This is a genomic window from Burkholderia sp. Ac-20345 (assembly GCF_017104825.1).
GTDB classification, from domain to species: Bacteria; Pseudomonadota; Gammaproteobacteria; order Burkholderiales; family Burkholderiaceae; genus Burkholderia; species Burkholderia lata_B.
In genome coordinates this window covers 1-11,855 of the sequence record NZ_JAAGPO010000259.1, presented here as the reverse complement: position 1 = coordinate 11,855, position 11,855 = coordinate 1, and the positions used below count along the sequence as shown (strand labels likewise).

General features: G+C 68.5%; 15 protein-coding genes and 1 pseudogene. 6 read left to right on the top strand and 10 right to left on the bottom strand.

Annotation, left to right across the window (positions count from 1 at the left end; genetic code table 11):
- The 7 genes and pseudogenes from G3O06_RS49420 to madL form a co-directional block, all read right to left on the bottom strand.
- Nucleotides 1-116 (bottom strand): annotated as a pseudogene (locus tag G3O06_RS49420) (phosphoribosyl-dephospho-CoA transferase); the annotation flags it as partial.
- The gene (gene mdcE / locus G3O06_RS43105) at nucleotides 103-810 is read right to left on the bottom strand and encodes a biotin-independent malonate decarboxylase subunit gamma (protein ID WP_205819733.1); all 708 of its coding nucleotides are present in this window, start codon (nucleotides 808-810) and stop codon (nucleotides 103-105) included. The pseudogene G3O06_RS49420 and the gene mdcE, both read right to left, overlap by 14 nt.
- Nucleotides 797-1,810 (bottom strand): biotin-independent malonate decarboxylase subunit beta, encoded by a 1,014-nt coding sequence (locus tag G3O06_RS43100; protein ID WP_241020534.1) that lies wholly within the window; start codon nucleotides 1,808-1,810, stop codon nucleotides 797-799. Before G3O06_RS43100 ends, mdcE begins: the two co-directional genes overlap by 14 nt.
- A complete protein-coding gene (mdcC, locus tag G3O06_RS43095; protein WP_011351579.1) occupies nucleotides 1,807-2,124 on the bottom strand; it encodes a malonate decarboxylase acyl carrier protein in 318 nt (105 codons plus the stop codon). The genes G3O06_RS43100 and mdcC overlap by 4 nt, the downstream gene beginning before the upstream one ends.
- 10 nt (nucleotides 2,125-2,134) lie before the next feature.
- Nucleotides 2,135-3,781 (bottom strand): malonate decarboxylase subunit alpha, encoded by a 1,647-nt coding sequence (mdcA, locus tag G3O06_RS43090; protein ID WP_174969485.1) that lies wholly within the window; start codon nucleotides 3,779-3,781, stop codon nucleotides 2,135-2,137.
- Nucleotides 3,782-3,915: 134 nt separating this feature from the next.
- Nucleotides 3,916-4,683 carry a malonate transporter subunit MadM gene (gene madM, locus G3O06_RS43085; RefSeq protein WP_175842811.1) on the bottom strand — a complete coding sequence of 256 codons (768 nt, stop codon included), beginning with the start codon at nucleotides 4,681-4,683 and terminating at the stop codon, nucleotides 3,916-3,918.
- A gap of 11 nt (nucleotides 4,684-4,694) precedes the next feature.
- Nucleotides 4,695-5,090: a malonate transporter subunit MadL gene (madL, locus tag G3O06_RS43080; protein WP_034186756.1), complete on the bottom strand. Its 396-nt coding sequence runs from the start codon at nucleotides 5,088-5,090 to the stop codon at nucleotides 4,695-4,697.
- A 327-nt stretch (nucleotides 5,091-5,417) separates the two neighbouring features.
- Here madL and G3O06_RS43075 point away from each other — a divergent pair, with 327 nt between their 5' ends.
- Together G3O06_RS43075 and G3O06_RS43070 are read left to right on the top strand one after the other, a co-directional pair.
- Nucleotides 5,418-6,266, top strand: coding sequence for a LysR substrate-binding domain-containing protein (locus G3O06_RS43075; protein ID WP_205819731.1), 849 nt, complete (start codon nucleotides 5,418-5,420; stop codon nucleotides 6,264-6,266).
- 193 nt (nucleotides 6,267-6,459) lie between these two features.
- Nucleotides 6,460-6,741, top strand: coding sequence for a DUF4148 domain-containing protein (locus tag G3O06_RS43070; protein ID WP_174969486.1), 282 nt, complete (start codon nucleotides 6,460-6,462; stop codon nucleotides 6,739-6,741).
- A gap of 34 nt (nucleotides 6,742-6,775) precedes the next feature.
- Here the strand turns inward: G3O06_RS43070 and G3O06_RS43065 are convergent, their stop codons facing one another.
- On the bottom strand, nucleotides 6,776-7,693 hold the full coding sequence (locus G3O06_RS43065; RefSeq protein WP_205819728.1) for a 3-hydroxyacyl-CoA dehydrogenase NAD-binding domain-containing protein: 918 nt from the start codon (nucleotides 7,691-7,693) through the stop codon (nucleotides 6,776-6,778).
- A 247-nt stretch (nucleotides 7,694-7,940) separates the two neighbouring features.
- Between G3O06_RS43065 and G3O06_RS43060 the strand changes: the two genes are divergently transcribed.
- Nucleotides 7,941-8,381 carry an Hsp20/alpha crystallin family protein gene (locus G3O06_RS43060; RefSeq protein ID WP_205819727.1) on the top strand — a complete coding sequence of 147 codons (441 nt, stop codon included), beginning with the start codon at nucleotides 7,941-7,943 and terminating at the stop codon, nucleotides 8,379-8,381.
- 16 nt (nucleotides 8,382-8,397) lie between these two features.
- Nucleotides 8,398-8,808, top strand: a complete 411-nt coding sequence (locus G3O06_RS43055) for an Hsp20/alpha crystallin family protein (RefSeq protein ID WP_205819725.1) — start codon at nucleotides 8,398-8,400, stop codon at nucleotides 8,806-8,808.
- Between the two features lie 93 nt (nucleotides 8,809-8,901).
- Here G3O06_RS43055 and G3O06_RS43050 read toward each other — a convergent pair whose 3' ends face one another.
- Complete coding sequence (locus tag G3O06_RS43050; protein WP_174915239.1) at nucleotides 8,902-9,237, bottom strand: zf-TFIIB domain-containing protein; 336 nt, start codon at nucleotides 9,235-9,237, stop codon at nucleotides 8,902-8,904.
- A gap of 91 nt (nucleotides 9,238-9,328) precedes the next feature.
- A complete protein-coding gene (locus G3O06_RS43045) occupies nucleotides 9,329-10,084 on the bottom strand; it encodes a TerC family protein (protein ID WP_174983189.1) in 756 nt (251 codons plus the stop codon).
- 108 nt (nucleotides 10,085-10,192) lie between these two features.
- Here G3O06_RS43045 and G3O06_RS43040 point away from each other — a divergent pair, with 108 nt between their 5' ends.
- On the top strand, nucleotides 10,193-11,086 hold the full coding sequence (locus G3O06_RS43040; protein ID WP_174969491.1) for a LysR family transcriptional regulator: 894 nt from the start codon (nucleotides 10,193-10,195) through the stop codon (nucleotides 11,084-11,086).
- A gap of 116 nt (nucleotides 11,087-11,202) precedes the next feature.
- Nucleotides 11,203-11,855 (top strand): DUF2242 domain-containing protein (locus G3O06_RS43035; RefSeq protein ID WP_205819723.1); only part of this gene is annotated, 653 nt, incomplete at its 3' end.

The following is an 11,855-nucleotide window of genomic DNA, read 5'->3' as shown; positions in this document are numbered from 1 at the left end:
GCGCGCACGAGCGGATCGACCGCGAGCGCGGGATCGCGCGCGAATGCCGCGCCCCACCCCGCCGCCGTCAGCGTGACGAGCGTGTGGCGGCGCAGCGGCAGTTCAGCGTGCGGCACGCGCGAGTGCCTCGACGCGCTGCGCGACATCGGCGGCAACCGGCCGGCCGCGTGACGCGCGCCGGTCGACGCGGTCGGCCGGCTTGCCGAGCCATTCGCCGACCTGCGCGTCGAGCGCGCGAGCCGGATCGAGCACGGCGTCGACGGCGCCCATCTTCACGAGGTTGTCGAGCCCCGGCGCGAACACCGGCGTCGAGCGCGACATCTCCTTCAGCACGTCGATCGACAGCTTGGTCACGCGCGACATCGACGGCAGGTCCATCACCTCCGGCTCCGCGCCCGGCACCGCGAGCAGCGTGCGCGTCGCGAGCGCGGTTGCGATGAACGCGCCGGCGGCCGTGTGGCCGTACAGCACGCCGATCGTCCGGTGCCCGGCGAGATCCGCGTGCATCAGGCACTTCGCGAGATGCGACAGCCCTTCGTTCAGGCCGAGGAGTTCGTCGCGCTTGCTCATCCGCTGGCTGTCGCTGTCCACGAGCACGAGGATCGGCGTGTCACCGCCGCGCGCGATCGTGTCGAGCACGTGCGACGCGAGCGTCACAGCCTCGTCGATGCCGAACGGCAAACGGTCGGCAACGCCGATCACATCGACGCGCGTGCCGGCCAGTTCCGCGTGGCCCGTCAGCAGGCCGCCGGTACGTGCGATCGAATGGCCTTTCGGAAACAGCGAGGTCAGGACTTCATCGAGCGTCATGCTGGGGCTCCTGCAATTGGTCGGCGAGCGTGGCGAACGCATCGTCAGGCATTCCTGGAATCGCTTCCGGCGCATCCGCACCGAGCGCACGCCACACGTCGAGCGCATCCTTGCACGCGCCGAACCGTTCGACGCGCGCTTCGAGTCGCGCCTGCTCGGCGCGCAGCATTGCCGCATCGAACTTCGGCGCGCAGCCGATCAGGTCGAGCGCCGCTGCACGGAACGCATCGGGCGTGTCGGCCACGTAGCGATCCGCGCCGCCGATCAGCCGGCGATGCTTGCCGCCCATCGTGCGCCAGATCAGCGCGCGGTCCTTCGCATCGAATTCCTCGACACCGCGATTGGTCTCGATCACTTCGGGGCCCGACACGCTGATGCGGCCCTGCTCCGACACCGCGAGCGCCGAGCAGCACGCGGCGAGCAACCCGCCGCCGCCGTAGCACCCGGCGCGCCCGCCGATCAGCCCGATCACCGGCACGCCGGCCGTGCGCGCTTCGACGAGCGCACGCATGATCTCGGCGATCGCGAGTTCGCCCGCGTTCGCTTCCTGCAGCCGCACGCCGCCCGTATCGAACAGGATCAGCACCGGCTTGCCGGTTTCGCGCGCGGCACGCAGCAGCCCGGTGAGCTTCGCGCCGTGCACTTCGCCGAACGCGCCGCCCATGAAGCGGCCCTCCTGCGCGGCAACCAACACCGGCTGGCCGTCGAGCCGGCCGTGGCCGACCACCATCCCGTCGTCGAACTGCTGCGGCAGGTCGAACAGCGGCAGGTGCGGGCTCGTCACGCGCTCGGCCGGGCCGAGGAATTCGCTGAAACTGCCCGCGTCGAGCAGCCCGTCGATGCGCTGTCGCGCCGAGGCTTCGTACCAGCTCGTGGCGTTCGCGACGAACGCGGGCGTATCGTGGATCGCGTCGTTCGGCGCCTCCTGACGGGCCGCGCCTGGGGAGGCGCCCGCCCCCTCGGTCGGCAGCGAATGGATGTGAGCGTGGGGGTTGTTCATTGGGCGTCTCCCTCGATCGCGCGCACCGCCTGCGCGAGCCGCAGCGACACCATGTCGGGCCGCGCGCCGCCGTCGTTGATCGACAGCTTCAAGCCGCCCGGCGTGCGCCGCTCGACGAAATCCGTGACGACGGCCTGCCATACCGCGCCGAAACCGACCGCCGCGGTGCGGATGTCGATCTCGCATTCGTTGCCCGGCAGCACGCGCTCGACGAGCACTTCGAGATTGCCGGATGCCACCACGCCGACGAGCGCCGCGGCCTGCTCGCCCTTCGCGCGCTCGCGGGCCGTGAAGCGATAGTTCAACTGTTCCATGCCCTTGTCCTTACCAGTTGCGGAACCGGGCCGGCGGCGCATAGAGGCCGCCCGACCAGTGCACGAGATCCTTGATCGAGCGCGCGGCAAGCCAGCGGCGATCGGCGTCGAGCGGATCGATGCCGAGATCCTCCGGGCGACGGATCACGCCGCGCTCGCGCAGCCGCTCGACCATCTTCCGGTCGCGGCCGCGGCCGATCTCGGTATAGCCGGCGACGCCGCGGATCGCGTGTTCGCGTTCGTCCTTGTCGCGGCACATCAGCAGGTTCGCGATCCCTTCCTCGGTGACGATGTGCGTGACGTCGTCGCCATAGACCATGATCGGCGCGAGGTCGAGCTGCAGCTTGTCGGCGAGCTTCAGCGCGTCGAGCTTCTCGACGAACATCGGCACGTTCTTGTCACCGAATGTCTCGCCGATCTGCACGACGAGCTTGCGGCCGCGCCTGAGCGCCGCCGGCGTGTCGGGGTCGGCTTCCGCGCCGGCCTTCAGCCACGGCTCGCTCGGATGACGCCGGCCGCGCGCGTCGCTGCCCATGTTCGGCGCGCCGCCGAACCCGGCAATGCGCTCGGCCGTGACCGTCGACGAATGGCCGGACAGGTCGATCTGCAGCGTCGAGCCGATGAACATGTCGCACGCATAGAGGCCGGCCGTCTGGCAGAACGCGCGGTTCGAGCGCAGCGACCCGTCGGAGCCCGTGAACCATATGTCGGAACGCGCACGGATGTAGTCGTCCATCCCGACTTCCGAGCCGAAGCAGTGGATCTGCTCGACCCAGCCCGACTCGATCGCGGGAATCAGCGTCGGGTGCGGATTGAGCGCCCAGTGCGAGCAGACCTTGCCCTTCAGCCCGAGCTTCTCGCCGTAGGTCGGCAGCAGCAGCTCGATCGCGGCCGTGTTGAAGCCGATCCCGTGGTTCAGGCGCTTGACGCCGTACGGCTCGTAGATGCCCTTGATCGCGAGCATCGCGGTGAGGATCTGCGTTTCGGTGATCGCCGCCGGATCGCGCGTGAACAGCGGCTCGACGTAGAACGGCCGGCCGGCCTCGACGACGAAATGCACGCGGTCGCCCGGAATGTCGACGCGCGGCACCTTGTCGACGATGCGGTCGACCTGCGCGATCACGATGCCGTCCTTGAACGCGGTGGCCTCGACGACCGTCGGCGTATCTTCGGTGTTCGGGCCGGTGTACAGGTTGCCGTCGCGATCGGCGCTGACCGCGGCGATCAGCGCGACCTGCGGCGTGAGGTCGATGAAGTAGCGAGCGAACAGCTCGAGATAGGTGTGCACCGCGCCGAGCGCGATCTTGCCGCCGAACAGCAGCTTCGCGATCCGCTGCGACTGCGGGCCCGAGTACGCGAAGTCGAGACGCTTCGCGATGCCGCGCTCGAACACGTCGAGATGCTCGGGCAGCACGACGCCCGACTGCACCATGTGCAGGTCGTGGATCTTCGCGCTGTCGACGTCGGCGAGCGCCGTCGCGAGCAGGTCGGCCTGCTTCTGGTTGTCGCCTTCGAGGCAGACGCGGTCGCCGGGCCGCAGCACCGCTTCAAGCAACGCGACGGTGTCGCGCGCATCGACCCGCTTGCCCTGCGCGAAACGCGCACCGGCCGCGAGGCGTGCATCGCGCGCCTGCCGCGCGTGATTCCATCCCGTCATGAACAGTTCTCCCGCTTCGATGGTTCAGCGGCATTCTAAGCCTGGCGCCGCCGCCGATTGATGATGTTGACGAATGCGACTCAGAGGACGCGGCGATGGATGCGGCCCGCGCACGGGCCGCCCATCGGACGGGCCTACGCGCCAACCAGCGCGCGCGTCGTGAAGTACAGCACCGACGGGCCGAGCAGGCAGCCGACGCCCGTATGAAACGTCGCGACCAGCGCACCGTACGGGACGAGCCGGCGGTCGGTCGCGGCGAGCCCCGCGCTCACGCCGCTGACGGTGCCGGCCAGGCCGCCGAAGATCATCGCGGAACGCGGCGTCTTCAGGCCCATGAAGTTGGCCGCGACCGGCGTGCCGACCATCACGATGATCGCCTTCACGAGCCCCGTCGCGATGCTGAGCGCGATCACATCGGAGCTTGCGCCGATCGCCGCGCCCGTCACGGGGCCGACGATGTAGGTGACGGCGCCGGCGCCGATGGTCGTCATGCTGACCGCGTCGGTATAGCCGAACGCACGCGCAATGCACGCGCCGACGATGAACGGCAGTACGGTGCCGAGCAGCAGCGACACGACGCCGACGAGCCCGGCCTTGCGTGCCTCGGTCGGCTGCACTTCGAACGCGGTCGCGACGATCGCGAAATCGCGCAGCATCGCGCCGCCCATCAGGCCGACGCCCGCGAACAGCGGCACGTCGGCGATCCCCTTCTCGCCGCCGGTGAAGGCGCCGCCGACGTAAGCCAGCGCGAGACCGATCACGATCGCGATCGCGGAGCCGTGCACGCGGCCGAACGTGAGCTTGCGCGACGCGATCGACGACAGCCACATGATCAGGCCGACCAGCGCGAACGACGCGACGAGCCCGTTGTGGGCGACAGTTTTTTCGAGCATCTGCAGCATGGCGGCCTCCGTCACTGTTCTTCGAATTGCGGCACGCCCGCGAAGGCCGTGTCGTCGCGCCCGGTGCGCACGAGTACCGCGATGCAGCATGCGCAGATCGCGACCGCGCCCACGGCGGCCAGCAGCGCGACGGGGCCGCCCTTCAGCGCGGCCACGACGTTCTGGTTCGCGGCCATCGCGACGACGACGGGGATGTACATCGCGCCCCAGAAACCGACGCCGGCCTCGGTCTCCTTCGGCAGCCAACCGCGGCGGTGCAGCCACAGGCGCAGGCAGATCAGCAGCAGCATCGCGATACCGACGCCGCCGACATTGGTCTTCACGCCGATCGCACTGCCGAGCAGGTCGCCGAGGAACAGTCCGGCCAGGTGGCAGAACGCCAGCAGCGCGGTTCCGTAGATGATCATGAGTCGTCTCCAGTCTCTTCGTGACGGGCGCCGGACGCATGCAGGCGCCGGCCCCGCACGCCGATCCCGTGCGCGGACTCGTCTCCTGCGGCGGTGCGCCGCGGCCCGGCGGCCCGTCTTGCGGGCACGTTCTCGGGCGGTCGATGGGATGATGCGGTTTCGGGCCGGACGCCGGATGCCGTAGACTGAATGAAGCAGCCGCCGGCACGACGCGGGCTACGCGTCCGGTGCGCCCCGTTACGGGCCGCACCGGGGCGTGATCCGATACTAGCGCCGCAATATCCGGCCATTTATGAAGTTGTCGAAACCGATTCAGTGGATTTAGCAATGCGTCCGTTACCGCCCGAGCTGCTGCGCAGCTTCGTCGCCGTCGCCCAATCCGGCAGCTTCACCGCCGCGTCCGAGCGCGTGAACCTGTCGCAGTCGACCGTCAGCCAGCATATCCGCCGCCTCGAGGAGCTGCTCGACCGGCCGCTGTTCGAACGCGACACGCGCAACGTGCACCTGTCGCAGCACGGCGACGCGCTGTTTCGCTACGCGGTGCGCATCCTCGAGCTGATGGACGAAGCCGTCACGTCGGTGTGCGGGCCGCCGCTGTCGGGCAAGGTACGGCTCGCGATGTCGGAGGATTTCGCGTCGGCGCACCTGACGGCCGCGCTCGCGAGCTTCGTGCAGCGCAATCCGGAAGTCGAGCTCGCGATCTCGACCGGGCTGTCGGGCGACCTGTTCGACGCGCTCGACGAAGGCCGGCACGATCTCGTGTTCGCGAAGCGCATCGCGGGCAGCCGGCGCGGCCGCGTGATCCGCAGCGAGCCGCTGTACTGGTGCACGGGCCCGGATTCGCGGATCACCGGCCACGAGGCCGTGCTGCCGCTCGCGATGCATCCGGAGCCGAGCGTGTCGCGCCGCCGCGTGCTCGAATCGCTCGAGGCCGTCGGGCGGCCGTACCGGATCGCGGTCGTGAGCAGCAGCGTCGCGGTGTTGCGCGCCGCTGCGAGCGCGGGGCTCGGCGTCAGCGCGTTCGCCGGCTACGTGATTCCGGCCGGGCTCGCGCGGCTCGACGCCGGGCTGCCCGAACTCGGCGAACTCGAATACGTGATCGACCGGCCGGCGGCCGCGTCGCGCTCGACGCTCGCACTCGAAGCGACGCTGATCACCGCGGCGTCGGAGTTGTAACCGCACCGGGCGCGACACACGCACGCGAGATCGCACCCGGCACCCGCGCCCGGTGCCCGCGCCCGCAACTGACAGCTTTGCCCGGAACGCGTCATCGTCCGCGCAGCACCCGCTCGCGACAATGGGACCCATCGGAACGCACGGCCAGCCGCCGTACGCATCCGGTGTCCCGTCCCCTTGATCGGAGCACGCCATGAATGTCATGCGATTCGCCGTCGCGACCGCCGCCGCCGCCCTGCTGTCCCCCGCCTTTGCCCAGACGACCGATACCGCGGCGCCCGAGCAGGGGCTGACCCGCGCGGAAGTCGTCGCGCAACTCAAGCAGGCCTATCTCGACGGCGAACTGCCGACGAACGACGGCAACTACCCGCCGAACGCCGCGACCCGCGCGCGCAACCGCGAACTCGTGCAGGCCACGAGCCCGGCGTGGCTCGCGCAGACGCCTCAGGCATCGCAAACCGCCGCACAGCAGTAGCCGGCCGCGGCCCGTACGCGACGCCGCGGCGCGGTTACGGCAGGAAGCTGCGGCGCCGCGCGTCGATCAGTTCGACGAGCAAGCGGTCGCGTTCGGCTGCCAGTTCCTGCATCGAACGCTCGCCCTGGATCGCGCGCAATTCGTCGTTCAGCTTGCGATCGACGTCCGGATTGAACGAAGGCGTGCCGAGGTCGTCCCACCAGCTCGTGATCGGCCCCGACAGGTGTTCGAGAAAGTGCGCGATGCCGCCCGCGCCGCCGCCAAGGTGATACGTCAGGCACTGTCCCATCAGCCCCCAGCGCAGGCCGGGGCCCCATGCGACAGCCTTGTCCGCATCGGCGACGCTCACGACGCCTTCGCCGACGAGGTGATACACCTCGCGGAACAGCGCGGCCGCGAGCCGGTTCGCGACGTGGCCGGTCATCTCCTTGTTGAGGACGATCGTCTGCTTGCCGAGCGCATCGTAGAAATCCTTCACGCGAGCGATCACGTCCTGGCTGGTGGCATCGCCGCCGACCAGCTCGACGAGCGGAATCAGGTGCGGCGGATTGAACGGGTGCGCGATCAGGCAGCGTTCCGGATGCTTGTCGCACGCGGTCTGGATGTCGGACATTTTCAGGCCCGACGAACTCGACGCGATCGGCACGTGCGCGGGCAGCACGTCGTCCATCTGCCGGTACAACGCGCGCTTCAGGTCGAGCCGTTCCGGGCCGTTCTCCTGCACGAAATCGACACCGTCGAGCGCGCGCACGAGATCGGCGTCGAACGACAGCCGCGCGGAAAGTTCGGCGGCCCGGTCGCCGAGAAACGCGGCCAGCGCGTCGCGCAGCCGCGCGTCGGCTTGCGGCGCCGGATCGGTCGCGACGACGTCGAAGCCCTGCGTCAGATAGAAGGCGGCCCAGCTCGCGCCGATCACGCCGGTGCCGACGATCGCGATGCGTCGAATGTCCATGATTGTCCCGTGTCGTTGGTCTGCAAATAGATCGCGGCGATTGTCGCATCGAATCGCGCGGGCCTGCATTGATGCAGATTTCAGATGCCCTCTTGAAATGCGCTTCGGCTGCCACTAATTACACGTCGTCGGGCAGTGCATCATGCAACGCACTGCCCCCGTTTCGACCCAGTGGAGTTCCCACGTCGCGCCCGCCGCAGGCGCCGCGCCGTCACGTCTCCCGCGTTCCCTGTTCAGGAGGACAAACATGAGCGGTATCCATTTCGGCAGCGACCTGTTCGACGAATTCGCCCGCGTGCAGCGGCAGGTGGCGAACCTGCTGGGCGAACGTCCGTCCGGAATTCGCGCGGTGCGGCCCGGCGCCTTTCCCGCGCTCAACGTCGGCACCACCGACGGTGCCATCGAGATCGTCGCGTTTGCACCCGGCATGGCCGCGGCCGACTTCGACGTATCGATCGACAAGGACCTGCTGACGATCAGCGGCGAACGCAAGGCGGCACCACGCAGCGAAGGCGACGATCTGCGCACCTATGCGCAGGAACGCTTTCACGGTGCATTCCGCCGCGTCGTCGAGCTGCCGCGAGATGCAGACCCCGAGCAGGTCAGCGCCCGCTACGAAAACGGCTGCCTGCTGATTCGCGTCGGCCGGCGCGAGGCATCGAAGCCGCGCGCGATCACCGTTCAATAATATTCAGGATACCGACATGAATGCGAACCTGACCCTGGCCGAGCGTCAGACGAACACCGTTCACCCCGCTGCCGCCGAAGCGGCCCGCCGGCCCGCGATCACGCCGGCCGTCGACATCGTCGAGAACCATCTCGGCGTCACGCTGCGAGCCGACCTGCCCGGCGTGCCGCGCGAGAACCTCGACGTGAAGGTGCATGACAACACGCTGACGATCGAGGCCGACACGCACCTCGACACACCTGCCGACCTGCGCGTGCGGCATGCAGAGATCCGCGCGACGCGCTATGCGCGCAGCTTCGTGCTGAGTCCCGACCTCGACACGTCGAGGATCGACGCGAACCTGCGCGACGGCGTGCTGACGCTGACGATTCCGCGCCGCGAGGAAACGCGTCCGCGCCGTATCGACGTGACGGCCGGCAACGCGTAAGCATCGGTGCGTGCCGTTATCCCGCACGCATGAAAAAGCCCCGCCGGGTACGCGCCCGGCGGGGCTTCTTTACGACGTGCGGTGCAATTACGATCAGTCGAAGTCGAACAGGTCGAACACCGATTTCCGGCGACGCTGGCCGTCGTGCTTGTAGCGATCGTCGTGTGAGCGGCCGTCGCGTCTGTCACGGTCGTCATGCGAGCGGCCGTCGCGCCCCCACCCGCCGTCGTGGCCGCGCGCCGCTTGCGCGTCGTGCCGCACGGGCGTCTCGTCGCGACGCACCGGCGCGTCGCCGGTTTCGCGCGCGATCAGCTTGTCGAGTTCGCCGCGATCGAGCCACACACCGCGGCAGGTCGGACAGTAGTCGATCTCGATCGACTGGCGCTCGGCCATCAGCAGGTCGGGCGTCTTGCAGACAGGGCATTTCATCGCGCTTCTCCTTTCCGTGCGAATTTCGTCTGGATTCCGTATGAGGCGCGTGACGCCAGCCGCCGCAGCGGCCCGCATCACGCGCGGTGGCTCAGTGGCCGTCCGTCGGTGCCGGGCGCTTCGCCTTCGCGCGCCGCGCCAGCATGTTCATGCCTTCGACGAAAGCCGAGAACGCCATTGCCGCGTAGATGTAACCCTTCGGCACATGCGAGCCGAAACCTTCCGCGATCAGCGTCATGCCGATCACGACCAGGAACGACAGCGCGAGCATCACGATGGTCGGGTTGCGGTCGATGAAGCGTGCGAGCGGCTGTGCCGCGAACAGCATCACGGCGACGGCGACGATCACCGCGACGAACATGATCGGCACGTGTTCGGTCATGCCGATCGCGGTCACGATGCTGTCGATCGAGAACACGATGTCGAGCATCACGATCTGGCTGATCGCGGCCCACATCGTCAGGCCGACCGCGCCGCCGGCACCGCCCGCGCCTTCACCGTCGCGCGACACGTGGTGATGGATCTCGGTGGTCGCCTTCCAGACGAGGAACAGGCCGCCCGACAGCAGGATCATGTCGCGCCACGAGAACGCATGGTCGAACAGCGTGAACACGGGTTCGGTCAGGCTCGCGATCCACGCGACGCTGCCGAGCAGCGCGAGGCGCATCACCAGCGCGAGCGCGATGCCGAGGCGCTGCGTGCGGGCGCGCTGCGCTTCGGGCAGCTTGTTGCTGAGGATCGAGATGAAGATCAGGTTGTCGATGCCGAGCACGACTTCCATCACGACGAGCGTCAGAAGCGCAGCCCAGACGGCGGGGTCAACGGCAAGCGTCAGCAGGTAGTCCATGAAATGGGCCGATATGAAAGTGGAAAGCCCGATGATATGCCGCCCCGGACTTCGGAAAAATCAGAGAGAATCTGATTTTTGGTTCGGTTTTTCCGAAATTTCGATCCGATGCTCAATTTCCGACATCTGTACTATTTCTGGGTCGTCGTGAAGGAAGGCGGCTTCGCGCGCGCGGCCGGGCGGCTCGACATGGCCGTGCAGACGATCAGCGCGCAGGTGCGCGAGCTCGAGAAAGCGCTCGGGCACCAGTTGCTGCGCCCTGCCGGGCGCGGCGTCACGATGACCGACGCCGGCCAGGCCGCGTTTGCGCGCGCGGAAGTGATCTTCGAAATGGGGCGGCTGATTCCCGACGAAGTGCGCGCGGCGGCCAGCCAGCCGACCGTGCGGCTCGCAGTCGGGCTTGCCGATGGCATCTCCAAGCTCGCCGCACACGCGATCCTCGCGCCCGTGCTGGATACGCCCACATTGCGGCTGCTGTGCCACGAAGGCGAGCACGACGCGCTGCTCGCGGAGCTGGCGCTGCATCATCTCGATCTGGTGCTGGCCGGCCAGGGCGCGCCGTCCGGTTCGAACCTGCGCGTGACGAGCGAGCGGCTCGTCGCGTCGCCGGTCGACTGGTATGGCCCCGCGGCCCTCGTCACGCCGGCCGCGCGTCAGCATTTTCCGCAATGTCTCGCCGACCTGCCCGTGCTGCTGCCGACCGCGCATTCGGCGCTGCGCGCGCGCCTCGACCTGTGGCTGGAGGGTGAACGGATCGTGCCGCGTGTGGCCGGGGAATTCGAGGACAGCGCGCTGATGGCCGTGTTCGCGGCGCGCGGCCTCGGCGTGTTTCCGCTGAGCGAGCTCGGCGCGAACGACGCGTCGCTGCTGCGCGGGCTGCGGCGGCTCGGGCGCGCGGGCGACGTGACCGAGGAGATCCACGCGATCCGCTCGCGGCGCGGCGAGCACCATCCGCTGACGGCGCAATTGCTGGCCGCGGCACGCGGCGCACCGGCCGACTGAAGCGAGCGCGACATCAAACGAAACTATAATGACGCCCCGGCCTTACGAGATTGCCGCGCGCTTCATCCAGGCACCGCCCGTTGCGCGACTTCTCGCCAAGCCTTCTGAAAGACGCCATGCACAACCGATTTCGCCTGTTTTCCGTTTCGTGCGCGCTCGCGGCCGCGACCGTGCTGGCGGCGTGCTCGACGCCGCCCAAGCCGATCTACCAGCAGGAACAGTTCGACGCGACGAGCAGCCCGTATGCGCATACGTTCCACTCGAAATCCGACGCGGCCTGCGAGGCCGCGCGGCGCGCGCTGCTGAGCCAGGGCTATGTGGTGTCGTCGTCGCGAAACGACGCGGTCGACGGCAGCAAGAATTTCCAGCCGAACAATGACATGCACGTCGTGATCGAGTTTCACGTCGTGTGTGCGGACGCGAACGCGGACGGCTCGTCGAGCATCGCGTACGTGAACGCGGTGCAGGATCGCTATACGCTGAAGAAGTCGAATACGTCGGCCAGCGTCGGCCTCAGCGTGTTCGGCTCGCTGTCGCTGCCGATCGGGTCGAGCGACGACGCGCTCGTCAAGACCGCCAGCGAGACGATTCCCGCCGGCGTGTTCTATGAGCGCTTCTTCAATCTCGTCGAGCATTTCCTGAAGATCGACCCGGCCCGGCGCGACCGCGCGACCGTCAAGGCCGCCGAGAAGGAACCCGTCACGCCGCTGCCCGAACCCGCGCCGACGCCGCAGGGCGAGCCGATGAAGATGACAACGCCGGTCGTGCA